Below are 23,897 nucleotides of genomic sequence, written 5' to 3'. Positions count from 1 at the left end.
CGCCCCTGCCCGCGCACGGGCCCGAGTGTAGAGAACCCTCGATCACATATGGCCACCGCAACCGCCCCATGGGCGATTGCGGTGAAGGTGTGCGGCAGAGACGCGGACGTACGGCTCAGGCTGCCGCCGCGTCGTCCTTGCCCGTGAAGAGCACCGTGATCGGCGCCGGGCGACCGAGCAGATAGCCCTGCGCCTCGTCGCAGCCCTCGGCTTGCAGGATATCGAGCTGCTTCTGCGTTTCGACGCCTTCGGCAAGGACAGGCACGGACAGGCTCTGGCCGAGCGCAAGAATGGCGCGCACGATCGCCTTGGCCTGCGGACTGCCTTCCACTTCCCACATGAAGCTCCGGTCGAGCTTGATCTTGTCGAAGGGGAAGGACCGCAGCGTCTCGAGCGACGAATAGCCGGTCCCGAAGTCGTCGATCGCGATGGTGACGCCCAGTTCCTTGATCTGGCGCAGCGTCAGCAGCGCCCGCTCCTTGTCGTCGATGATCGTCGATTCCGTGATTTCGAGCTCCAGCCGGTTCGGGTCGAGACCCGTGTCGGCAAGCACATCCTGAACCAGACTGACGATGTCGCCGTTGGCAAGCTGGACCGGCGAAAGGTTGACGGCAATCTTGTGACTGCTCTCCCAGCCCGCCGCCTCGCGGCAGGCCTCGCGCAGCACCCATTCGCCGATCGGCAGGATCGCGCCGCATTCCTCGGCAAGCGGGATGAACTCGCTCGGAGGCACCATGCCGCGTTCCGGATGGCTCCAGCGCAGCAGCACCTCGTAGCCGATGACGGCGCCGCTCATCACAGACTTCTGCACCTGGTAGTGCAAGGCAAGCTGCTTCTTCTCGACCGCGTCCCAGAGATCGTTGGCAAGCGCGCGCCGCTGGCGGGCAGCTTCATCCATCGACACCTCGTAGAAGCAGACGGTCTGGTTGAGGGCGGCCTTCGCCCGGTACATCGCAAGGTCGGCATTGTTGATCAGCGTGTCGGCCGTCTCGGCATCCTGCGGATAGATCGCGACACCCATGCTGCCGCCGGACTTGAGCTCGAAATCGCCAAAGCGCATTTCCTCATGCAGGCTCTTCTCGATCCGGCGCAGGAAGTCGTTGAGTTCGGAGAGTTCCTCGAAGCGCTTGACCGCCGCGAACTCGTCGCCACCGAAGCGCGCCACGAACTCGCCCTCCTGCAACAGGCCCTTCATGCGCTGGGCGATCGTCACCAGCACGAAGTCGCCAGCGGCGTGACCGTGCAGATCGTTGACTTCCTTGAACTTGTTGAGGTCGATGCCGATGACGGCGACCTTGCGGTTGAACCAGGCGGCCGCGTCCAGCTCCTCTTCGAGATAGCTGCTGAACTGCAGCCGGTTCGGCAGCCCCGTGAGGCTGTCGTGGCGGGCAAGGAAGGTAATCTGCTCCTCGGTGTCGAGCCGCTCGGTGATGTCCTCATAGGTGCTAACCCAGCCGCCATCGGGCAGCGTGCGATGCTTGGTCAGGATCGAGCGGCCGTTGACGAGCTTTTCGACGATATCGCCGCCGCCATTGCCGACCATTTCGATCCGGTGCTTCTGGTAGAGCTCCTCGGCCTTGGTCCGGGCCATCTCCGGATCTGTGTAGATGCGGGCAAAGACGATATCGAGGATTTCGCGGAAGGTCAGCCCCTTGCCGGCGAGTGTCTCGGAGAAGCCGAAGATCTCTCGGCAGCGACGGTTGGAGAGCAACAGCCGGTCGCTGCTGTCGAACAGGCAGATGCCCTGCGACATGTTCTCGAGCGCGACATCGAGATTGTTGCTGACTTCGGCGATACGGTCGGCGTCAAGCTTCGCCTTGGTGATGTCCTTGACGATCTTGATGAAGCCGGCGTGCTTGCCGTCGTCGTCCATGAAGGGGTCGAGCACCACGTGAGCCCAGAACCGGGATCCGTCCTTGCGATAGCGCCAGCCTTCGTTCTCGTACTTACCATCGGCCAGTGCGACCTCGAGCGCCCGCTGCGGTACGCCGTCGCGCTGATCCTCCTGCGAGTAGAAGCAGGCGAAATTCTTGCCGACGATTTCCTCGCCCTTATAGCCCTTGTTGGCCTCGGCGCCGGCGTTCCAGCTGGCGACGCGGCCGTCGGTGTCGAGCATATAGATCGCGTAGTCCTTCACGCTGCGCACGAAGCGGGCGAATTCCCGTTCGGCAGCAGCGGCGGAAAGCTCGGCATGATGGGCGAAGCCGGCGGCGATCAGCACCATCGAGAGCAGGAAGAAGGCGGTGCCGGCGATGACGAAGGCAAGCAGATGCGGCTGGATCATGCCCGCATGGGTCGGCGTCAGCAGATCGGCCTCGATCGTGACCGCACCCATGGCGGTGAAATGCAACGCGACGATCCCGAGCGTCATCAGCAGGGTGGCAAGGATCTTCGCCTTCAGCGGCTTGCCGACACTGGCGATCGTGCGCAGGGCGGCGATGTCAAACAGCGAGCCTACGACCACGGAGGCGACGACCAGTGCCGCATTCCAGCGGATGCTGCCCGGCACGTCGAGCGCCGCCATGCCAAGAAAATGCATGCAGGCGACGCCGCCGCCGAGAACGAAGCCGCCAGCAATCCAGCCGAGGCGGTCCTGAACATGGGTCGCGATCAATAGGGCCGTCGTGGTGAGGATGATGGCAACGGCCAGCGACAGGCCGGTGAGATCCATCTGGTAACCGAGGACGACGCCGGGATCATAGGCGAGCATGGCGATGAAGTGGGTCGCCCAGATGCCGAAGCCGCTGGCGATGCCGGCGGCCGTCGCCCAGATCGCTTTTGCCTTGCCCGAGGAGCCGCGGGCGCGCTGCAGCAGCGTTACTGCTCCGTAACTCGCGAGAAAGCACACAAGTGCGGCCAAAACGACCAGTCTGGGATTATGCTCTACCACCAGGCATGTAAGAACCTTGAACATCGCCAATCGCCTAAATCAAATTCTGTCGGGAAACGAGACCTCTCGCCTCCACTTAAGCTGCCTGTGTTGGCGTCAGGTGATTTAAGGAAGTGATAAATCGAGGCTCTGCCGGGCAATTGCCCAGCAAGACAATAGTTTCGTCGTTAACGAATTTTGAAACCACGCCGCCTTCAAGTTGCAGCCTGCCAAAAAGCGCCGCCTGGCGTGGTTCGCCGCCTATGCTTGCGACAGCAGCGCCTTGAGGTCGGATTGGGGATCGGCGATGACGGCTCGGTCAGGATTGATGCCGCTCTCCAGCAGCTTCTTGCCGGTCACATAGGCCTTGGCGTCGTTGATCGCATCGACGGCCACCAGGCGCCCCTGCCGGAAATACCAGACCGACACGCTGCCTTCGCGCTGGCCGGGCCTGACGATGGTTTCGTCGTGGCCGAGCCCGAAGCCGGCGATCTGCAGCTTGACGTCGTACTGGTCCGACCAGAACCAGGGCTTGGGATCGTAAGGGGCATCACTGCCGGCAAGGATCGCCGCGACCGCTTCGGCCTGATCGACGGCATTCTGCACCGACTCCAGCCGGATGCGCAGATCCTCGAAGGGAAGAACGGCGCAATCACCCATCGCGAAGACCGCCGGATCGGAGGTGCGGCCATGCGCGTCGACGACGATGCCGTTTGCGGTTTCGAGCCCGGCGTCGTGGGCCAGGCGATCATTGGCGGTCACGCCGATGCCGACGATGACGACATCGACCGGCAAGGTGGAACCATCGGAGAGTTCCGCCGCGGTGACACGGCCATTGTCGCCGACGAGGCGGTTGAGACCGGTACCCTCGCGAATATCGACGCCGCGACCACGATGAATGTCGCGCACGAGCCCCGACGTCGCCGAGGAGGCAACACGCTGCAGGATGCGGTCGGCCATTTCGATGACCGTGACGTCCAGGCCGCAGGTACGCGCGACGGCTGCCGCTTCAAGACCGATGTAACCACCGCCGATGACGAGCGCGCGACGGCCGGCCTTCATCTCCTCGGCAAGGCGGTCGGCATCCCTGAAGTCGCGAACGACGAAGACACCCTCGAGATCGCCGCCGACCGAGGCCGGCAGCCGGCGCGGCGTGGCGCCGGTCGCAAAGGCCAGCACTTCATAGTCGAGCGATGTGCCATCGCTGAGCGTCACGTGTTTGCCGGCCCGGTCGAGCCCGATCACGGTCGTTTCGAGGCGCACGTCGACAGCGTGCTCGCCGTACCAGGCTTCCGGCCGGTAGAGCAGGCGGTCGAGGCTCATCTCGCGCAGGAGATACTTTTTGGAGAGCGGCGGGCGCTGATAGGGCAGGCTTGCTTCGGAGGCGACGATGGTGATCGGCCGCTCGTCCTTGAGCGCACGGAGCTTCGCAACCAGAGCAAAGGCGGCCTGACCGCCACCGACAACAACAAGCCTTCCGGACACGCTTTCCACCTGCCTTTATTCATCTGTACAACAAGGCCTAGCCTTCCGCCCGAGCTTCGTCAACTCTGGCATAGGCCACGCCGTTTGCTATTCCTTGCGCGGCACGTCCATGCCCTTTTGAGCCGCCGGGCGCGACAGGCCGCGCTCGACCCAGGCCATCACCTTGGGGAAGCTCTTGTAATCCAGAACCTCGGCACCGCCATAGAATCTGCGCGCGCCTTCGACCCAGGGATAGGTGGCGATGTCGGCGATCGTGTAATCGTCGCCCATCAGCCATTGCCGCCCTTCAAGGCGGGTTTCAAGCACGCCGAGCAGCCGCTTGGCTTCGTCACGGTAGCGCTCGACGGGGTAGGAATTGTTGGCGACCTTGTCGGCGGCGAACTTGAAGAAGTGACCGAACTGGCCGAACATCGGACCGACGCCGCCCATCTGGAACATAACCCAGGCGATCGTTTCGTAGCGGCCGGCCGCGTCGGCAGGCAGCAGCTTGCCGGTCTTTTCAGCGAGATAGATGAGGATCGCGCCGGACTCGAACAGCCCGATTGGCTTTCCATCCGGGCCGTTGGGATCGATGATCGCCGGGATGCGGCCGTTGGGGTTGAGCGAGACGAACTCCGGCGACTTCTGGTCATTGGTATCGAAGGCGATGCGGTGCGGTTCGTAGGGCAGGCCCAGCTCTTCGAGCGCGATCGAAACCTTCACGCCGTTCGGCGTCGGCAGCGAATAGAGCTGGATGATATCAGGGTTTTTCGCCGGCCAGCGCTTGGTGATCGGAAAGGCGGACAGATCGGCCATGAAGGTCTCCTGGAACGGAACAGCGGGAAGCGGCAGAAACGCCGCACGCAGACTTACATAGGAGCGGAGGGCGCGCCTTTTGAGGGCCCTACTTTATTTTTGTAACCGGCGGGATCGTCAAGACCGCGCCTGCTCCGTTCGCAGCGTCAGAGGACGCTACGAACGGCCGCGATAATCCGTGCCACGACCGGATCGCCGTCGTGAGCCGCCTTGCGCGCCCGAACCAGGCAAGCTTCGGAACGCAGGATCACACCATCGGTGAGTATCTTCAGATGATTTGCCTTCAACGTCGAACCGGTCGAGGTGATGTCGACGATGATGTCGGCGGAACCAGAGGCCGGCGCGCCTTCGGTCGCCCCGAGGCTTTCGACGATGCGGTAAAGCTGGATGCCGTGGCTGCCCGAGAAATGGTTCTGCGTCAGCCGCCAGTACTTGGTGGCGATCGCCAGACGGCGACCATGGCGGGCACGGAAATCGGCGGCAACGTCGCCAAGGTCGGCCATGGTGTCGACGTCGTACCAGACCTCAGGCACCGCGACGACGACGTCGGCATGACCGAAGCCGAGACGGGCGCAGAACTCGACGCGCGCATCGGCGTTGGCAAGCCCCTCGCGCACCAGGTCTTCGCCGGTTACGCCGAAATCGATTGAGCCGTTGCCGAGCTCTCGCGAGATTTCCGACGCCGAAAGGAACGCAATCTCCACATCATCAGCACCTTCGACGCGGCCGCGATAGGAGCGGTCGTTGCCGACGGCAACGATCTTCAGGCCGGCGCGTTCGAAGATCGCCGAAGCGTCATCCTTCATCCGCCCCTTGGACGGCAAGGCGATAGTGATGGTCATTGGGCGCCTCCTTCAGAGGCAATCGCCTTTTCGATGCGGTCGAGCCAGAGCGAGAAGCCGACGGCCGGGATATGCTCGCGGGCGCCGAGCAGAGTCAGCAGCCGATCGAAGCGGCCGCCGCCGGCAAGGACGGCATGCGTTCCGGCAAGCTCAACCTCGAAAACCAGGCCGGTATAATAGTCGAGAGGACGACCAAAGGCCGCTCGATAACGAATGGCGCCGATGTCGGAACCGGTCTTGCTAAGGGCGGCAACGCGGGCATCGAAACGGGCGAGCGCATCATCGATCTTGAGGCCGGATTTCTGCGCGAAAGCGAAGAGTGCGGCCGGCGCATCGGCAAGCGGCACGTCGAGCGCCAGGAACGCGGCGACCTGATCCAGCGTTCTGCGGTCGAGCCGCGTGTTCGCCAGTTCCATCTTCTCCTTCAGCCGGCGCGCAATATCCTGCGGCGAACGGCTAGCGTTGGTCGAATAGCCGGTCGCTTCCATCGTTGCGGCGACATGCGCGACGAGACGGTCCTCGTCTTCGAGCAGGCCGTCCATCGACAGCCGCACGACTTCAGGACCGAAGACGCCGACCGTGCGCGGATGGGCGAGCTCGGTCAGAAGCTTCTGCAGGTGCTTCTGGTCGCCGAAGGCGTGGATCAGCCGCTTCTGCCAGCCAGCCGGCAGGCCACAGGCACCGACGACGGCTTCAAACACGGCCTGGTCGCCAAGCGTCACGCTGAGAGACCGGCCCGGCACCCGGTTGGCGACGATGCGCATCGCGTCAGAGACGGCGCGCGCATCGGCTGCCGCCGTATCGGTGTCGCCAAGATCCTCGATGCCGGCCTGGTAGAATTCGTTGCCGCCTTCGCGGCGCTGGCGGAAGACCTCGCCGAGATAGGCATAGCGCTTCGGCGTTCCGGTCACCGCCTCGATATGGCGGAGACAGACGGGAATGGTGAATTCCGGCCGCAGGCACAGGCTCTCGCCGGTCTCGCTCTCGGTCATGAAGATGCGGCGGCGCAGATCCTCACCGGCCATGGCGAGGAAAGGCTCGGCCGGCTGGATCACCGGAGTGTCGACACGCAGCGCGCCGAGGCTTTCGAAGTCGGCAAGCAGCGCATCGGCAAAGGCAGGCAGATTGATGAGGGCCATAGTCGTCAGCCCCTTGCCCGATCCTCGGCCTGTGCCGCCAGCATCTCGCGCACCTTTTCGACCAGTTCGGCCGTCGGCACGGAAACCTGGGCCACGCGCGCCTCGCGCCAGGCCGCATTGTCCTCGATCTCACCCGACAGGCGCTTGCCCTCGATCAGATCCTTGATCTGCACGACACCGGCGGCGCGCTCGTCGCCACCCTGGATGATGGCGAGCGGCGAGCCACGGCGGTCGGCATATTTCAGCTGATCGCCAAAGTTCTTCTTGTTGCCCTGGTACATTTCGGCGCGGATGCCGGCATGGCGGAGCTGCTGCACGAAACGCTGGTAATGGCCCATCGCCTCGATGTCGCGGTCCATGACGCAGACGACAACAGGCGCGAGCACGTCCGATGCACCGAGCTTGCCGAGGTTCTTCAGCGCCGTCATAAGGCGGGAAACGCCGATCGAGAAACCGGTCGCCGGGACCGGCTGACCCATGAAACGCGACACGAGACCGTCGTAGCGACCACCACCGCCGACCGAACCGAAGACGACCTTTTCGCCCTTCTCGTTGGTGACGGCAAACTGCAGTTCGGCCTCGAAGACGGGGCCGGTATAATATTCGAGACCACGCACGACCGAGGGGTCGATCTTGATGCGGTCAGCCTCGTAGCCGGCGCTCAGGACCAGGCTGCGGATGGTGTTGAGTTCCTCGACACCTTCGCCGCCCTTGGCGGTGCCTGAAACGAGCGCTGCCAGTTCGTCGGCACTTTCGGCATAATTCTGGATGCCGACGAAGAACAGGACCTTGTCGATCTGCTCGCCATTGAGGCCCGCACCCTTGGTGAAGTCGCCGCTTTCGTCCTTGCGGCCTTCGCCGAGCAGGAGCCTGACGCCTTCGGGGCCGAACTTGTCGAGCTTGTCGATGGCGCGCAGCACCGTCAGGCGGGCATTGACCTTGTCGTCGCCGCCAAGACCGATCGCCTCCATGACGCCGTCGAGCACCTTGCGGTTGTTGACGCGGATCACGTAGTCGCCGCGCGCAATGCCAAGGGCTTCCATGGTGTCGGCCATCATCATGCACATTTCGGCGTCCGCCTGGACGCCGGCGGCACCGACGGTGTCGGCATCGAACTGCATGAACTGGCGGAAGCGGCCCGGGCCAGGCTTCTCGTTGCGGAAGACGTAGCCGGCGCGATAGGTGCGGAACGGCAGCTGGATCTCGTTGAAGTTCTCGGCGACGTGACGGGCGAGCGGCGCCGTCAGGTCGTAGCGCAGCGACATCCACTGATCGTCGTCATCGGTCAGCGAGAAGACGCCTTCGTTCGGCCGGTCGCTGTCGGGCAGGAACTTACCGAGCGCATCGGTGTATTCGAACAGCGGTGTTTCGACCGGGTCGAAACCATAATGCTCGTAGACCGCCCGGATCTTGCCGATCATTTCGTCCGTCGCGCGGATATCGGCAGCGGAGCGATCGACGAAGCCGCGCGGAAGACGCGCCTTGAGCTTCTGCGGTTTCTTCTGTTTCTCGGTCATGGGAGCATTCCGGACTGTCTCTTGTTGGCTGCTTTCCCTATCGGATCAAGTGGGGGGCGGCAAGGGTTTGCACCGCGCAAAGCGTTCGCCCGGGCCATGCGCCGGCGCTTTGCGTCAAAGCCTAGCACGGGTGTGCTTCGCGTCATCGGGATCGACACGCACCATCGCGACGCGTCGGGGAGGACTTGACCTCAACCACAAGGCGCATTAGACGATATGCAATCACTAAAAGTTTATCGCCTGACCGATCGACGACGTTCCGGCTGCACCGATGATCGTCTATCTTCGCGGCCAAGGGCCGAGTACCTACAAACGAGTTTTCGATGCAATGACTGCATCGGGAAAACACTTCAATGGCAAACAACGCATCGAAGCGCCTTGCGGCAGTGGCGGTCTCCGGTAACGAGACATCACGTCCGCGCGGCGAGAAGAAGGGCATCATGTTGAGGTTCATGACACCTGGCTCGGGAGCCATCCAACCCGGGCACCTCGGGGCGCATTCGGCCTGGATGGACCACCTCGATGAAAGCGACTATTTCGTGGAGACATGGCGCTGCGATCTGGCCAGCGGCGTCTTTCATCTGGGCGAGCGAACCGCCGCCCTGCTTGGCGCTTCCAACCGCTCCTGCGGCATCGTCGATCTGGTGCGTGCCTATGACAGCCGGGATCGCGTGACAGTGCTCAACATCCTCGAGCAGGCAACCGCGTCGCCGTCTTCGTTCTGCTTCACGGCGCTCGTGCGCTTGCCAAGTTTGAAGGCGGCACAGCTTTTCTGCGTCGGCCGGTCGTCGCTCGACGCGTCCACCGGCGAAAACATGCTGCAGGGCATTTTCGCCTTTCCGCGCGAGCGTCCGGCGCTTGACGCCTGAACGGACGGGTTGAATCCGCAGCCACCCCTTCCCTAGATTGATGGAGTGCCAAGAAGCCGGCCACGGCCGGCCTCTTGGCACGAGACATCAGATAAGGAAGGAAACACCATGTCGCTGAAACCGCTGATCGCCGCCCTCGCGCTTTCCGCCTGCCTCGGCTTCCCTGCGTTGGCAGAGGAGTCCGGACAGGGCAGCATGCACCATGGAGCGACCGAAACCGCGATGCCGAAGGGCGACAATTCGCCTTCGAGCAAAGCCTTCGCCGAAGCCAATGCCCGCATGCACAAGGACATGGACATCACCTACACCGGCAAGGCGGACATCGACTTCGTGCGCGGCATGATCGCCCACCATCAGGGCGCGATCGACATGGCAAAGGTGGAGCTCGAATACGGTAAGGACGAAACGCTGCGCAAGCTGGCCGAAGAGGTCATCAAGGCGCAGGAAGGCGAGATCAGGACGATGAAGGCGTGGCTCGCCAAGAACGGCGGCTGACCCTCAGCCCCGCCTCCGGTAGACACCCGCCGACAAGCCCGCGACGGGTACGCCCATCAGGCGACGCGGGCCTGGGGCCTTGCAAGCTTGCCACGCAACTCCTCGACGACCGTGCGGCAGTGGCAGCCTTCGATGTGATCGTTGACGAGGCCCATGGCCTGCATGAAGGCGTAGATCGTCGTCGGGCCGACGAAGGTCCAGCCGCGTTTCTTCAAATCCTTGGAAATGCGGGTCGAGGTCGGGGTCGTCGGATTGGCGACGATCGCTTCATAGGTCACCACCTGCGGACGCTCGGCTGCCTGCGGCTCATAGGACCAGAAATAGGCCGCCAGCGAACCGAACTCTTGCCTCAGTTCCTGGGCGCGGCGCGCGTTGTTGATCGTCGAGACGATCTTGCCGCGATGACGCACGATGCCTGTATCGGCAAGGCAACGCTCGATTTCCGCGTCGCCGAACTTTGCGACCGCGTCGAAATCGAAACCGGCGAAGGCGGCGCGAAACGCCTCGCGCTTGCGCAGGATCGTCAGCCAGGACAGGCCGGACTGGAAACCTTCCAGGCAGATCTTCTCGAAAAGCCGGCGGTCGTCGGTGACCGGGCGCCCCCATTCCTCGTCATGGTAGCGACGATAATCGTCGAGATTGCCCTGCCAGGCGCAACGCAAAAATCCGTCCTCACCGATCACAATGCCCTTGGCCGTCATCGCCCTCTTTGCTCCATCCTGCTCATTTTCCTGCCTTTACCATTTGCAAACCAGATTCCTAAAGCAGCGGATAACCCTACCCAAAGCTTTATCGGCGCCATCGGCTTTTAACGAGGCACCGTTTACCATTCGGTCGCCCTCCAAATGACACGATTGCCCCCATTGCCAAGGCGCAACCCGTCCGTTCGAGCATTCCGCTCACCGGCAGACTGCGCCCCCTTCAGTGATTTTCGGCGAAAGGTAGCGAGTCCGTCCGATGTTGAAAAAGTCTCTTCTTATAGCCGCCTCTCTTCTGACCCTCGTGGCTGGCCCGGCCGGAGCGCAGGACCGGTATCAGAACAGGCCGCCCGTCGTCATCAGTCCCGACCTCACCGCCCCCTGGGTGATGCAGCTCGGCGGACAACAGGCGCGCACGCGGCAGGTGATCTACCGGCAGCAGATTCCGCAGGCCACCCGAAAACAGTTCTATCAGCAGGGACAGGTCGCGAAACCTCAGGTCAAGCGCCGCGCCGTCGATCCGCTGATCCAGCCGGCCAATGCCATGCGCGCCCAGCGGCCGGTGAAATCGAAATTCGACCCGCAGTACCTGCCGCAGACGGTCTCCTATGAGAGCAAGGAAAAGCCGGGCACGATCGTCATCGATACCAACAACCGCTTCCTCTATCTGGTGACCGGCAACGGTGAGGCACGGCGCTATGGCGTCGGTGTCGGCAAGCCGGGCTTCGAATGGGCCGGCGCCCACAAGGTCACCCGCAAGGCGGAATGGCCGAGCTGGACGCCGCCGCAGGAGATGATCACCCGCGAGGCGGCCAAGGGCCATTACCTGCCGGCCCGCATGGACGGCGGCCCGGAAAATCCGCTCGGCGCACGCGCCATGTATCTCGGCTCGACGCTCTACCGCATCCACGGCACCAACGCGCCCTGGACGATCGGCTATGCCGTTTCCTCCGGCTGCATCCGCATGCGCAACGAAGACGTTGTCGATCTTTACGAGCGCGTGAAAGTGGGGACGAAGGTTATCGTCATCTAATTGCAGCACTGCATAGAATATTCCCCTCTCCTCACCCGTGTTGCTGTTGCCTATGCGTGATTTTCAGGCAACAGCAGCGTAAGGACAGGCAAGTTTTGTGATCACGTTTGATCTACCGGATGTATCGCGGGCTTGAACTTCGATGCGTTTTGCATAGCCTGCCTGCAACGAGGGTTTAGAGGGAATCGTAAATGAAGCGTCATGCCAGCAAAGTGGTCGCAATCGCGATTGCGACCAGCACTATTCTTGTGGCCGCCAGCGCCTCGGCTTTCACGCCGGCGCCCGTAGCAGGCCCCAAGATCCAGTCGTCAGACATTGTACTCGTGGCCACTCCGAAGAAGCCGGCAAAACAATACTGGCGCACCAAGGTTCGCTTCCGCACCGACGAAGCCCCCGGCACGATCATCGTCGATACCAACAACAAGTTTCTCTACTACATCGACGGCCCGAACCGCGCGACGCGCTACGGCATCGGAGTCGGCCGGGACGGCTTCGGCTGGTCGGGTGTCGTGAAGGTTGGCCGCAAGGCCGAATGGCCGACCTGGACGCCGCCGGCCGAAATGCGCCGCCGCGAGGCCGCCAAGGGCCGCATCCTGCCGATCACCCAGGAAGGCGGCATCGACAACCCGCTCGGCGCCCGCGCCATGTATCTCTACAAGGGCGGCCGCGACACGATCTTCCGTATCCACGGTACCAACCAGCCCTGGACCATCGGCCAGAACATGTCGTCCGGCTGCATCCGCATGATGAACGAGGACGTGGAGCATCTCTACGACCGCGCTGACGTCGGCACGAAAGTCATCGTCATCGGCCCCGGCAGCAAGGCCGGCGACACCTATTTCGACGATCGCGGCGTCGACATCTTCCGCCAGATCTTTGGCGGCTGAGGACGCCGAAACTTCCACCCACAAAAAAGGCCGGCTCCCGAAAGGTGGCCGGCCTTTTGCCTTGCCTCAGAGCCCCTCAGGCTTTGCCCCGCCATAGGCCCAGTCGAGCAATTCGACCGTATGCAGGATGGGGATTTTGGTGCCGCTGGCGATCTGGGTGATGCAGCCGATGTTGCCGGTCGCAATCGCATCCGGCTTCGTCGCCTCGATGTTCCTGACCTTGCGCGCCTTCAGCTTGGCCGAGATTTCCGGCTGCAGGATGTTGTAGGTACCGGCCGAACCGCAGCAGAGATGGCCCTCGGCCGGATCGCGCACGACGAAGCCGGCGCGCTTCAGAAGCTGCTTCGGCGCAAGCGTGATCTTCTGGCCGTGCTGCATCGAACAGGCGGAATGGTAAGCGAGCGTCATGCCGCGCGCCTCCTGTTCCGGCAAGTCGAGGGTCGCCAGATACTCGGTGATGTCCTTGGCCAGCGCCGAGACCCGTGCGGCCTTTTCCGCATAGGCGGGATCGAGCCTGAGCATGTGGCCATAGTCCTTGATCGTCGTTCCGCAGCCCGAAGCGGTGATGACGATGGCGTCGAGTCCACCTTCGTCGGCGACCTTGAGCCACGCATCGACGTTGCGGCGCGCGGCTTCGAGCGCCTGGTTCTCGCGGCCCATGTGATGCACCAGCGCGCCACAGCAGCCCTCGCCGGCCGAAACGACCACCTCCACACCAAATCGCGTCAGTAGCCGGATCGTCGCCTCGTTGATTTCCGGCTTCAGCACGGGCTGGGCGCAGCCGCTGAGCAGCGCAACGCGGCCGACACGCTTGTCCTTGGGCGCATGAACGCCGGGTGTGGCCGAAGCCGAGGGCTCCGCCACGACGGCGGGCGCCAGATCGAGCATCACGCCAAAGGTTTTCAGGAAGGCGACGCGCTTCATCAATCCGGCGAGCGGCCGGGCAAGGCCGGCTGCCTTCAGCGACAGGCGGAAGCGGTGCGGATAGGGCAGCACGGCTGCGAGCACGGAACGCGCCAGCCGGTCCTTGAACGGGCGGCGATAGGTGTTTTCGATATGCACGCGGGCATGGTCGACGAGATGCATGTAGTCGACGCCGGAGGGACAGGTGGTGGTACAGGCGAGGCACGACAGACAGCGGTCGATATGGGTGACCGTTTCCTTGTCGGCCGCCCGGCCGTTCTCCAGCATGTCCTTGATGAGATAGATACGCCCACGCGGGCTATCGAGCTCGTCGCCGAGCGTCACATAGGTCGGACAGGTCGCGGTGCAGAAGCCGCAATGCACGCACTTGCGCAGAATGGCCTCGGATTCGGCCACGTGCGGATCGGCGAGCTGCGCGGCGGTAAAATTGGTCTGCAAGTGCGAACTCCACTCTTCGTCCTGCGGAACCGGGCGCTTCGCGCCGCGGTCGATTGCAACATTCTGTTTTCAGCTTCCTTCGACCTTGCCGGTCTCCGGTTGCATACCGGCCTAAACCATCCAGCCCTCGGGATTGGTAATCGGCTCTTCGCGCGCGGCCCTTTGCAGGCCGACGACGCAGCGCACGACGATCCAGACGGCGGTGGCGATGAAGCCGAGGATGCCGACAAGCACCACCGTCAGCAACAGCGAGATCAACAGGAACAGCAGCGATATCCAGAAGGTCCGGATCGCCCAGACATAGTGCGTCTGGACCCACGGCGCGCCCTTGCCACGATTGAGATAGGCCATGACGACGCCGATGATCGGCGTAATGCCCACCGCAAACCCGACGAGATAAAGGACATAGATCACCTGCACATTGATCTTGCCCGGCTCCAGCCAGCGATCGGTCTCCCGGGAGAACGGTGTCTGCGGACCCTTATCGCTCATGCTTGTCTCTCCTGTTCCCTTGCGAATGCGCTCAGGAAATCGCGGCCATGCGGCCGGGATTGAAGATCCGGTGCGGGTCGAACTTCGCGCGCACGCGCTCGCTCAACTGTGCCACGGGCAAGGGTTGCGGTTCAAACGATGAAACGGCCTGACGGTAGCTGTCATCGGCCCTGACGAGGGTCGCGTGGCCGCCACCGAGAACCTTGATGTAACGGCGCACCAGTTCCGCCTCCGGATCGGCCTCCATGCGCAACCATACGAGACCGCCCTGCCAGTCGTAGAAAGCGTCGACGCCGGTCTGCAGCCGCAGTGCTGCTACCAGTTGATGGCCAAGCGACGGGGCGACGGACGCGCGCCAGAGCGGCTTCCTGGTACCGTCGGCATAGGGTTTGACGTCGCGGATCTCCGTCCAAAGCCTTGCTGTTTGCGATGCATCAAGCCGCGTCACCGCGCCGAAGCGGCCGACTGCCTTTGTCAGCTTTTCAGCCCTGATCGCAACGGATGCCTCCAGCCCTTCGAGCCTGAGCACGGTGGCTGCACCATCCGGAAGGTTGCCATCCAGGAACCGTCCGCGCACGCTCTCGGGCAGATGCGCCGCGCCGGAAACCTCAGTTGTCTGCGCCATTGCCTCGGCCATGACCGCCGCCGCCTCGGCATCGTTGAGCCCGGAGACGACGATGGTCTCCGACGCCGGCGGCAGCGGCAGGACGCGGAAGGTGACTTCGGTGAGGATGCCGAGCGTGCCATGCGAGCCAGCCAAAAGCTTGACCAGATCGAGACCGGTGACGTTCTTCATCACACGCCCGCCGGCCTTGATCGCCTCGCCCTCACCGTTGACGAAACGCACACCGAGCAGGCTGTCGCGGGCGGCACCGGCGACGTAGCGCCTGGGGCCGGACACGTTGGCGGCAAAGACCCCGCCGATCGTCGGCTCACCCGAGGAGGCGAAGATCGGCCGGTGATCCATCGGCTCGAAGGCGAGCATTTGCCGGTTTTCGGCCAATGCCTCGCCGATCTCGCGCAGTGGCGTTCCCGCAAGCGCGGTAATCGTCATTTCGGCCGGATTGTAGCTGACGATGCCGGAAAGGCGGCGGGTCGACAGCACCCGATCGGCGCGCACAGGATTGCCGAGGCCGGAGCGCGTGTTGCCGCCGATCACTACGAGCGACGCCTTGTCCGCCGCCATGGCGCGAACGACGGTCGCAATCCCCTCTTCGCTGGCCGGTTCGAAATGCACGATCATGCGGCGGGACGCCCTTTAAGAGGGAAGACCTTGGACGGGTTCAGGATCCATTGCGGATCGAAGGCGGCGCGCGCCGCCATCTGCTGGTCGAGGTCGATCTGGTTGTACTGATGCAGCATGAGATCCCGTTTTTCGATGCCGACGCCGTGCTCGCCCGTCAGGCAGCCACCCGCGTCGACGCAAAGCTTCAGGATATCGTTGCCGGCAGCCTCGGCGCGCGCCGCATCCTCCGGGTCGTTGATGTTGTACAGGATCAGCGGATGCATGTTGCCGTCGCCGGCGTGGAAGACATTGGCGACACGCAGGCCGTAGCTCGCGACGATCTCACCGGTGCGGGCAAGCACATGCGACAGCTGGCTGAGCGGCACGGTGCCGTCCATGCAGATATAGTCGGCGATGCGGCCGGTGGCGCCGAAGGCGGATTTCCGGCCTTTCCAGATCGCGGCCGCCTCCATGGCCGACTGGCATTCCTTTATGGTCGCGACCCCGTGACGGCGCGCGACTGCGACGATGCTCGCGAGCATCGCATCCATCTCAGGCTCAGAGCCTTCGACCTCGACGATCAGTAGCGCTTCGACATCGAGCGGGTAGCCGGCGTGGGCGAAGGCTTCGCAGATCTCGATCGCCGGCTTGTCCATGAACTCGATCGCGACGGGAATGATGCCGGAACCGATGACATCAGCGACGCAGGCGCCGGCCGCCTCCGAGGAGGCAAAGCCGAAGAGCACCGGGCGGGCTCCCTCCGGTTTGGCGATCAACCGCACCGTCGCCTCGGTGACGATACCGAGCTGGCCTTCCGAGCCGCAGACGAGGCCGAGCAGATCATAGCCCGCCGCATCCAGCGCCTTGCCGCCGAGATCGACGACGGTGCCATCGAACAGCACCATCTTCACGCCGAGCAGATTGTTGGTGGTGACGCCGTATTTCAGGCAATGAGCACCGCCGGAATTCATGCCGATGTTGCCGCCGATCGTGCAGGCGAGCTGCGAGCTCGGGTCGGGTGCATAAAAGAAGCCATCGGCGGAAACCGCCTCGGAGATGTTGAGGTTGGTAACGCCCGCCTGAACGGTGGCGGTGCGATTGAAAAGGTCGACATCGAGGATGCGCGACATCTTCGAGAGGCCGATGACGACCGCATCCTCTTGTGGGATGGCACCGCCCGAAAGCGAGGTACCGGCCCCGCGCGGCACGACCGGAACGCCGTAGCGGCTACAGTATTTCAGGAGCGCGGCCACCTGTTCGGTGGTTTCCGGCAAGGCGACCGCCAGGGGCATGCGGCGATAGGCGATGAAGGCATCGGTCTCGAACGGCTTCAGTCCGCGCTCGTCGCTGATGAGACAGCCCTCGGGCAGGAGGTCCGAGAGGTCGGCGATAATCTCGCGGCGCCGGGCGATAACCTCTGGTTTCGGCTGCAGAAAACCGATTGTCTCCGCCATCAGCTCCTCCCGCCGCGTATCGATTGGTTCATTTTCTTTACCACTAGGACAGAGGCCTCGCAAATGCTATTGAGCTTTTCCGTTTTGGAAATAATGGCAACGATTGATGACGAATTTAGGCGATCTTGAGATTTTTGCACGGGTCGTTTCCACCGGCAGTATGTCGGCAGCGGGGCGGGCGCTGGGGTTTTCCCCAGCTGTGATCTCCAAGCGCATCAAGAGACTCGAAGACCGGCTCGGCACGCGCCTCCTTCAACGCACGACGCGCCAGATTTCGCTGACGGAAGCCGGCCAGGGCTTCTACGACCGGGTGCTCGGCATTCTGACCGGCATCGAGGAGGCGGAAGCCTATGCGTCGGGCCGCTCGTCGCATGCGCTCGGGGTGCTGCGGATATCGGCGCCCACCTCCTTCGGCCGCATGCACATCGCGCCGCATCTGACCAAGTTCATGAAGGACCATCCGGATCTGAAACTGCACATCGTGCTGACGGACGAATTCACCGACATCGTTGCGGAAGGCTTCGACATGGCGGTCCGGATCGGCGAACTGGTGGATTCGTCGCTCGTCGCCCGTAAGCTTGCCCCCGTCCGCCGGCTGCTTTGCGCCTCGCCGGACTACATCGCCCGCAACGGCGCACCGAAAGAGATCGGCGACCTCGCCAACCACCTCTGCCTGCCGGCGCATAACAACGACAATTGGAAGCTCGAAGGGCCGGAGGGCGCGCTGGTCTGGCACCCGGAAGGGCCGCTCGTCACCAATTCCTCGGAGATTGTGCGCGCCGCCGTCATCGCCGGCGCCGGCGTTGCACTGCGCTCCACCTGGGATATCGGCCCGGAATTGCGCAGCGGCCAGCTGGTGCAGGTGCTACCGCAATGGGAAGGTTCGAAGCAGCTGACGCTTTCGGCCGTCTACCCAAGCCGCCAGTTCCTCCCGGCCAAGGTGCGCCTCTTCATCGACTATCTCGCCGAACTCTACGGACCGATCCCCTATTGGGAGCAGTAGGCGAACCGGCGTGGCATCTTTGCTTTCCGCAATTCCGGACGCAAAACCGCTGCACACTTTTGCTGGAATTGCTTACTTATGCTCGCTGTCCTCGTGGTGGCGGCGAATGCGGCGCACGATCAGCCAGACCCCGGCAACGGCGAAGGGCACGGCAAGCCCGGTCAGGAGACCGGGATCGATCGGCAGCTCGTGGCTGACCGCCTTGGCGAGATAGCCGAACAGCCCGACCACGTAATAGGAGATGGCGGCGACCGACAGGCCTTCGACGGTCTGCTGCAGGCGCAACTGCAACCTGGCGCGCCGATCCATCGAGTTCAGAAGCGCGCTGTTCTGCCGTTCAAGCTCGACATCGACCCAGCTTCGAAGCAGCGCCGTGGCGCGGGCGAGCTTGCGCGACAGGTTCGCCTGGCGCTCCTCGACCGACTGGCAGGTGCGCATGGCCGGCGCCAGACGTCGTTCGAGGAAGGTGCCGATGGTCTCGTAGCCTGGCACCGGCGTTTCGGCGAGCGTGCGGATGCGCTCCTGGACGATGCCGTAATAGGCGCGGCTGGCGCCGAAGCGATAGAGGCTGAGCGCGGCACCGGCCTCGAGATCGGCCGCGAGCCGAGTGATCTCGGCCAACATGTCGTCGGCCTCCTCGCGCACGTTTTCCTTCATGCGCTGGGTCACCGCCGTCAACCCGTCCTCCGTCCGGCGGATTTCCGGCGACAGCGACTGCGCAAGCGGCAGGCCCATCATCGCGAGCGTCCGGTAGGTTTCGATATCGAGCAAGCGCTGGACGAGAGCGCCGGTACCGGCTTCCGTCATGCCGCGATCGATCACCAGGATCTGCGTCAGGCCGTCACCGTTCTGGCGGAAGTCGGTGACGATCACCGCCTGGCCGTTCTTGGTCTCGCTGTAACAGAGGCTCGTCGGATCGAAGAGGCCGATGGCCTCGCGGGTCTCGGGCGTATCCGGCCGGATCTCCAGGCGGATGCCCGAGATCAGAGACCCGGGCGGCGAAAAGCCGTCACCGAACGGATGGATCGGTACATCGCCGCCGAATTTCTCCGGCGGCGGCGCGTCCCAGAAATAGGTGGAGAATTCGGTATGACGCTCCCAGCGCAGCGTGCCCTGCCCCCAAGGCATCGCGTGATGGTTGGCGTCACGGCCGGGCGGCGCGATGCCGCGGGCCCGCGAAAGCTCCGACAGCACGGCGTGATCGACGATCGAGCCACCATCTGTCAGGAAGGCCAGCTGAAAGATCACCCGCGGCGTGGTCACCAGCGCATAGGGGCGCGAATGAACCTCGCCCAAGGCCAAAGCGCGCATCGGCGCCACCGGAAATGCAAAACTACCCTTTGCCATGAAGCGCCTTGTCCCCCTCACGCGTTCATCACAACTTTCTTATCAACGGAAAGAGCAAAAGAACAAAGGACGCATTGCCGCAGTTTGACTTTTGTCAGTCGCATCCAATCGGACGCACCCAAGTGGACAATCAAATTGACCACTTTGCGCGACCTGCCTAGATTGCGGCGCTGACAGGAGGCGGCGCTGAGCATCGACGCTCCTTCCGCCCTTGCCGCATGCAAACCGACCACATTCGCGATTTCGGACGAACCCGGACCGAAATCCGCGTGATCTGGAGACCAGACGTGACCGAAGACCAGATCGACCTTTTCGCCCGTATCAGCCATAGCCGCACGGCGGACGAGGTCGTGCAGCAGATCGAGCTTTTGATCCTCGAAGGTGTATTGCGCGACGGCGACCGTCTGCCCGGCGAGCGGGAACTCTCCAAGCGCTTCGACGTGTCACGGCCGATCCTGCGCGAGGCGCTGAAGGAACTCGAAGGGCGTGGCCTGGTCGAAAGCCGCCACGGCGGTGGCACCTTCGTCGCCGACGTCGTCGGGCAGATCTTCTCCAGGCCGCTGATCGACCTCATTGCGCGCCATCACAAGGCAACCCAGGATTACCTCGAATACCGGCGCGAGCTTGAGGGGCTGACAGCGGAACTCGCCGCCACCCGCGCGACGGATTACGACCGGGACATCCTGACACGGATCATCGAGCGCATGCGCAGAGCGCACGCCGCCGGCGATTTTGACGCCGAACTCGAAGCCGATATCGAGCTGCACCAGGCGATCGGCGAAAGCGCCCACAACATCATTCTCCTGCACACGCTGCGCGCCTGCTACCGGCTGCTGCAGCAGGGCATATTCTTCCATCGCAATTCGGTCTTCGATGCGCCGGGGGCGCGCGACCGGCTTCTTGTGCAGCACGAAGCGATCTACGAGGCGATCATGGCAAGGGATCCGGCGAAGGCGAAAGCCGCCTCGCAGAGCCATATCGACTTCGTCGCCGCCGCCACCCGCGAGGCGGAACGCACCGGAGAATGGAACCGCATCGCCCGCCTGCGCATGCAGCAGCGCGACCGCGCGAACTGACAGATCGGGCCCGCGCCCGACCCCCGGCTCTACCCTGCAGCCGCCTCTCCGGTCGGAATCAATCGCCCTTGCGATCTCGAACCGTTCCATCCCGAAACCAATCGTGATCCGACGACAACGTATGGCTGTCGGTCGGTTTGCAAATATGCCGCGAAAACACCATATCCTGTCGTATCCGGACCACAGTTCTGCGGAAAGCAAACCGCATATCCGGCTGCCGAATGCCCGCGACATTTACACGCTGCAGGACGCTGCCATACTGGCCGGCAAAGCAATTAAAGCCACTGATTCGCCGAGAGGAGCACAGACGACCTTGAACTTCTTGAACAGGCTCGCATCCGATGTCCAATTGATGCTGCGTCGACCGGCGCGCATGCAGTATGCCGCGCTCTGCTATCGGATCCGCAAGAAGACCAAGGCCCTCGAAATCCTCCTGATCACCAGCCGCGATACCGGCCGCTGGGTCATTCCCAAGGGATGGCCGATGCAGGGCAAGCGCGCCCATGAAGTGGCCGAGCGCGAAGCCTACGAGGAAGCCGGCGTCAAGGGGCATGTGCAGAAGGCGACCGCCGGCTACTATCTCTACCAGAAGCGCATGGATCACGGGCTGAAGATTTCGGTCAAGGTGCAGGTGCACGCGTTGGAAGTCGACGATCTCTGCAAGCACTTCCCCGAGGAAGGGCGCCGACAGCTCGAATGGGTCGACTACAAGGAAGCGGCCTCGCGGGTTGCCGAACCGTCTCTGAAAGATCTCATCCTTGCCTTCGGTGAACGCATGGGGAGCGCGTCGAGCCCGATGCCGAAGGCTGTGAACGGCTAGCCTTTTCAAGCATTCCAAGAGCATTCGACGCCGCCAGACGCGGGTTCCCGGCCTGCGCCATACGGATGTCCATCAAATCCACTTGAATGCGTGTCGCTGTGGCCTTAGTGGCCGTCGTGACAATGGAGTTCCAGGTAGTGGCACAGCCGCGCATACGCCTCGCAAAACAAACGATCGACAAAGACCTCGACAAGCTCAGCCTTGCCGAAGAGGCGTCGCAACATGTCAAGCGCAGCCTTGCGGCACCTGCGCTCGCCGGGCTGTTCCTGCTCTTGAGCATGGCCTTCGCCGCGAGCTTCGTGACGAGCTCCGCCAGCGCGCCGATCATCATCGCGGCTGCTGCCATTGCCGGCTACATGGCCATGAACATCGGCGCGAACGACGTGACCAACAACGTTGGCGCCGCAGTCGGCGCCAAGGCGATGTCGATGGCGACGGCGCTCACCATCGCCGCGATATTCGAGATCGCCGGGGCGCTGCTTGCCGGCCGGCAGGTCGCGCTGACGATCGAGGCGGGCATCGTCTATGGCGAAGACGTGCTTGGACCACAGGCAATCGTCTGGATCATGATGTCGGCACTCGCTTCCGCGGCGGCCTGGATCAACATCGCCACCTATTCCGGGGCACCGGTCTCGACCACGCACTCGATCATCGGCGGCATCGTCGGCGCCGGCATCGCGGCGGCCGGCTTCTCGAGCGTGCAATGGTGGTCGCTCGCCGGCATCACGCTCAGTTGGTCGGTCTCGCCGCTACTCGGCGGCGCCATCGCCGCAGCCCTCCTCGCTTTCCTCAAGGAATTCATCATCTACCGCGAGGACAAGATCGCCGCGGCCAGGCGATGGATGCCGGTCATCCTTGGCGTCACCGCCGGCTGCTTCATGGCCTATCTCGCGGTGATCGCACTGGTTCAGGTGGCCGCGATCACCATGCCCGTGGGTCTTGCTGCCGGCGGCGTCGCTGGTTTTGCGGTCTATCTGCAGGCAAAGCCCTGGATCGCCAGCCAATCGGAAGGGCTCGAAAACCGCAACCAGTCGCTGCGCCGACTCTTCCGCCTCCCTTTGATCGTAGCGGCGGCACTGCTTTCCTTCGCTCACGGCGCCAACGACGTCTCCAACGCCATCGGTCCTTTGGCCGCGATCGTCTCGGCGCTCGACGGCGTCATCACGACGGACAAATCACCGGCGCCCCTGTGGGAACTTGCGATCGGCGCGCTCGGCATTTCGATCGGTCTGTTGCTTTACGGCCCGAAGCTCATCCGAGTCGTCGGCCAGGAGATCACCAAGCTCAATCCGATGCGCGCTTTCTGTGTGGCACTGGCCACCGCGGTCACCGTGCTGCTGGCATCGGCGCTCGGCCTGCCCATCAGCTCGACGCACACGGCCGTCGGCGCCGTCTTCGGCGTCGGCTTCTTCCGCGAATGGTACATCCGCAATTCCAAGCGGCGGCTCGAATATGTCCGGCAAAAAACGGGACAGGCGGATTTCATGGAATCGGCGGAAACCAACTTTGCCGAGGTGCGGCGCCGGCATCTGGTCCGTCGCTCGCATTTCCTCACCATTATCGGCGCCTGGGTTATCACCGTCCCGGCCTCTGCCGCCCTGTCGGCCGTACTTTATTTCATCCTCTCCGGCATTTTCACCTGAAGGCCTCCTCAATGCGCGCCAATTTTCGCATGCAGCGACTGTTCGTCGAACACCCCTTGAGTGCCGGCTCGGCGCACGAGGCGTCCAAGGAACAGTTCAACTACCTGGTGAACGTGCTGCGTTACGAAGAAGGCGCCTCGATCCTCGTCTTCAACGGCCGCGACGGCGAGTGGCGGGCCGAGCTTTCCTTCGCCAGCAAGAAGCGCTTGGTGCTGACGCCCGTCGAGCAGACGCGCCCCCAGCCGGCGCCTTGCGATCTCGTGTATCTCTTTGCCCCGCTCAAGGTCGGACGGCTCGACTATCTCGTGCAGAAGGCCGTCGAAATGGGCGCCGGCACTTTGCAGCCGGTCATGACGCAACATGTGCAGGGCAAGCTTGGCAACATCGAGCGGGTTCGCGCCAACGTCATCGAGGCGGCCGAACAATGCGGCGTACTCGGCATTCCCGATGTCGAGGAACCACGCCGGCTCGAAGACCTGCTTGCCACCTGGCAGAGCGACCGGCGCATCATTTTCTGCGACGAAGGCAGCGACAGCCAGAATCCGTTGCCGATCCTCGCCGGCATCGAGGAAAAGAAGCTCGCGCTGTTGATCGGCCCGGAAGGCGGCTTCTCGGAAGCCGAGCGCACGCTGCTGCACAGCCTCGATTTCGTCACCGCCATTCCGCTCGGGCCCCGCATCCTCAGGGCAGACACGGCAGCCGTCGCCGCCATGGCGGTCATCCAGGCAACTGTCGGCGACTGGCGATAGCCGGTCGTTCCCGGGCAAATCGGACACCGCTCGCTCCCCTAGAAGGGGACGATCTCTCCGGCAAGGCAGGATTGGGTCACCAGTACCCATTTCCGCG

At 63.4% G+C, this 23,897-nt stretch carries 22 protein-coding genes; 9 read left to right on the top strand and 13 right to left on the bottom strand.

The window, feature by feature from the left end; translation table 11 throughout:
* Nucleotides 1–115: 115 nt before the first annotated feature.
* From IB263_RS03680 to hisS, 7 genes are all read right to left on the bottom strand, one after another.
* On the bottom strand, nucleotides 116–2,914 hold the full coding sequence (locus IB263_RS03680; RefSeq protein WP_034800961.1) for an EAL domain-containing protein: 2,799 nt from the start codon (nucleotides 2,912–2,914) through the stop codon (nucleotides 116–118).
* Between the two features lie 216 nt (nucleotides 2,915–3,130).
* The gene (locus tag IB263_RS03675; protein ID WP_192437618.1) at nucleotides 3,131–4,354 is read right to left on the bottom strand and encodes an FAD-dependent oxidoreductase; all 1,224 of its coding nucleotides are present in this window, start codon (nucleotides 4,352–4,354) and stop codon (nucleotides 3,131–3,133) included.
* 87 nt (nucleotides 4,355–4,441) lie between these two features.
* Entirely contained in the window at nucleotides 4,442–5,149 is a 708-nt protein-coding gene (locus tag IB263_RS03670; protein ID WP_060584061.1) for a glutathione binding-like protein, read from the bottom strand.
* Between the two features lie 146 nt (nucleotides 5,150–5,295).
* The gene (gene hisG / locus IB263_RS03665; protein WP_043618363.1) at nucleotides 5,296–5,991 is read right to left on the bottom strand and encodes an ATP phosphoribosyltransferase; all 696 of its coding nucleotides are present in this window, start codon (nucleotides 5,989–5,991) and stop codon (nucleotides 5,296–5,298) included.
* Entirely contained in the window at nucleotides 5,988–7,121 is a 1,134-nt protein-coding gene (locus IB263_RS03660; protein WP_371814047.1) for an ATP phosphoribosyltransferase regulatory subunit, read from the bottom strand. Before IB263_RS03660 ends, hisG begins: the two co-directional genes overlap by 4 nt.
* Entirely contained in the window at nucleotides 7,006–7,248 is a 243-nt protein-coding gene (locus tag IB263_RS34635) for a zinc finger domain-containing protein (RefSeq protein ID WP_371814036.1), read from the bottom strand. Before IB263_RS34635 ends, IB263_RS03660 begins: the two co-directional genes overlap by 116 nt.
* Nucleotides 7,136–8,647 carry a histidine--tRNA ligase gene (hisS, locus tag IB263_RS03655; protein WP_060584058.1) on the bottom strand — a complete coding sequence of 504 codons (1,512 nt, stop codon included), beginning with the start codon at nucleotides 8,645–8,647 and terminating at the stop codon, nucleotides 7,136–7,138. The genes IB263_RS34635 and hisS overlap by 113 nt, the downstream gene beginning before the upstream one ends.
* Nucleotides 8,648–9,087: 440 nt before the next feature.
* On the opposite strand from hisS, the gene IB263_RS03650 reads away from it, so the two are divergent.
* Together IB263_RS03650 and IB263_RS03645 are read left to right on the top strand one after the other, a co-directional pair.
* Nucleotides 9,088–9,516 carry a hypothetical protein gene (locus IB263_RS03650; RefSeq protein WP_034801425.1) on the top strand — a complete coding sequence of 143 codons (429 nt, stop codon included), beginning with the start codon at nucleotides 9,088–9,090 and terminating at the stop codon, nucleotides 9,514–9,516.
* A gap of 108 nt (nucleotides 9,517–9,624) precedes the next feature.
* Entirely contained in the window at nucleotides 9,625–10,011 is a 387-nt protein-coding gene (locus IB263_RS03645; RefSeq protein WP_192437616.1) for a DUF305 domain-containing protein, read from the top strand.
* 56 nt (nucleotides 10,012–10,067) lie between these two features.
* On the opposite strand, the gene IB263_RS03640 is transcribed toward IB263_RS03645, so the two are convergent.
* Complete coding sequence (locus IB263_RS03640; RefSeq protein WP_060602071.1) at nucleotides 10,068–10,712, bottom strand: DNA-3-methyladenine glycosylase I; 645 nt, start codon at nucleotides 10,710–10,712, stop codon at nucleotides 10,068–10,070.
* A gap of 256 nt (nucleotides 10,713–10,968) precedes the next feature.
* Between IB263_RS03640 and IB263_RS03635 the strand changes: the two genes are divergently transcribed.
* Together IB263_RS03635 and IB263_RS03630 are read left to right on the top strand one after the other, a co-directional pair.
* Nucleotides 10,969–11,742, top strand: a complete 774-nt coding sequence (locus IB263_RS03635) for a L,D-transpeptidase (RefSeq protein ID WP_192437614.1) — start codon at nucleotides 10,969–10,971, stop codon at nucleotides 11,740–11,742.
* Nucleotides 11,743–11,933: 191 nt separating this feature from the next.
* The gene (locus IB263_RS03630; protein WP_034800943.1) at nucleotides 11,934–12,629 is read left to right on the top strand and encodes a L,D-transpeptidase; all 696 of its coding nucleotides are present in this window, start codon (nucleotides 11,934–11,936) and stop codon (nucleotides 12,627–12,629) included.
* 66 nt (nucleotides 12,630–12,695) lie between these two features.
* Here the strand turns inward: IB263_RS03630 and glcF are convergent, their stop codons facing one another.
* The 4 genes from glcF to IB263_RS03610 form a co-directional block, all read right to left on the bottom strand.
* Nucleotides 12,696–13,991, bottom strand: coding sequence for a glycolate oxidase subunit GlcF (gene glcF, locus IB263_RS03625; RefSeq protein WP_113135449.1), 1,296 nt, complete (start codon nucleotides 13,989–13,991; stop codon nucleotides 12,696–12,698).
* A 111-nt stretch (nucleotides 13,992–14,102) separates the two neighbouring features.
* Nucleotides 14,103–14,483 carry a membrane protein gene (locus IB263_RS03620; RefSeq protein ID WP_034800937.1) on the bottom strand — a complete coding sequence of 127 codons (381 nt, stop codon included), beginning with the start codon at nucleotides 14,481–14,483 and terminating at the stop codon, nucleotides 14,103–14,105.
* Between the two features lie 31 nt (nucleotides 14,484–14,514).
* Nucleotides 14,515–15,726 carry a glycolate oxidase subunit GlcE gene (glcE, locus tag IB263_RS03615; protein WP_089044717.1) on the bottom strand — a complete coding sequence of 404 codons (1,212 nt, stop codon included), beginning with the start codon at nucleotides 15,724–15,726 and terminating at the stop codon, nucleotides 14,515–14,517.
* Nucleotides 15,723–17,162 carry an FAD-linked oxidase C-terminal domain-containing protein gene (locus IB263_RS03610; RefSeq protein WP_060584051.1) on the bottom strand — a complete coding sequence of 480 codons (1,440 nt, stop codon included), beginning with the start codon at nucleotides 17,160–17,162 and terminating at the stop codon, nucleotides 15,723–15,725. The genes glcE and IB263_RS03610 overlap by 4 nt, the downstream gene beginning before the upstream one ends.
* Before the next feature lie 106 nt (nucleotides 17,163–17,268).
* Here IB263_RS03610 and IB263_RS03605 point away from each other — a divergent pair, with 106 nt between their 5' ends.
* On the top strand, nucleotides 17,269–18,165 hold the full coding sequence (locus IB263_RS03605) for a LysR family transcriptional regulator (RefSeq protein WP_034800931.1): 897 nt from the start codon (nucleotides 17,269–17,271) through the stop codon (nucleotides 18,163–18,165).
* Nucleotides 18,166–18,237: 72 nt separating this feature from the next.
* Here IB263_RS03605 and IB263_RS03600 read toward each other — a convergent pair whose 3' ends face one another.
* Entirely contained in the window at nucleotides 18,238–19,512 is a 1,275-nt protein-coding gene (locus IB263_RS03600; protein ID WP_034800929.1) for a DUF3422 family protein, read from the bottom strand.
* A 287-nt stretch (nucleotides 19,513–19,799) separates the two neighbouring features.
* On the opposite strand from IB263_RS03600, the gene IB263_RS03595 reads away from it, so the two are divergent.
* The 4 genes from IB263_RS03595 (at nucleotide 19,800) to IB263_RS03580 (ending at nucleotide 23,800) form a co-directional block, all read left to right on the top strand.
* Nucleotides 19,800–20,588 (top strand): FadR/GntR family transcriptional regulator, encoded by a 789-nt coding sequence (locus IB263_RS03595; RefSeq protein ID WP_082572963.1) that lies wholly within the window; start codon nucleotides 19,800–19,802, stop codon nucleotides 20,586–20,588.
* 313 nt (nucleotides 20,589–20,901) lie between these two features.
* The gene (locus tag IB263_RS03590) at nucleotides 20,902–21,408 is read left to right on the top strand and encodes an NUDIX hydrolase (protein WP_060516578.1); all 507 of its coding nucleotides are present in this window, start codon (nucleotides 20,902–20,904) and stop codon (nucleotides 21,406–21,408) included.
* 137 nt (nucleotides 21,409–21,545) lie between these two features.
* Nucleotides 21,546–23,051 carry an inorganic phosphate transporter gene (locus IB263_RS03585; RefSeq protein ID WP_060584345.1) on the top strand — a complete coding sequence of 502 codons (1,506 nt, stop codon included), beginning with the start codon at nucleotides 21,546–21,548 and terminating at the stop codon, nucleotides 23,049–23,051.
* An 11-nt stretch (nucleotides 23,052–23,062) separates the two neighbouring features.
* Complete coding sequence (locus IB263_RS03580; protein ID WP_112975958.1) at nucleotides 23,063–23,800, top strand: 16S rRNA (uracil(1498)-N(3))-methyltransferase; 738 nt, start codon at nucleotides 23,063–23,065, stop codon at nucleotides 23,798–23,800.
* Nucleotides 23,801–23,897: the final 97 nt, after the last annotated feature.

Origin of the sequence: Ensifer sp. ENS03, from assembly GCF_014852035.1 — a bacterium.
Classification (GTDB): Bacteria; Pseudomonadota; Alphaproteobacteria; order Rhizobiales; family Rhizobiaceae; genus Ensifer; species Ensifer adhaerens.
Note: the sequence above shows the minus strand (reverse complement) of the source record. Positions and strands in the feature narration are given on the sequence as shown.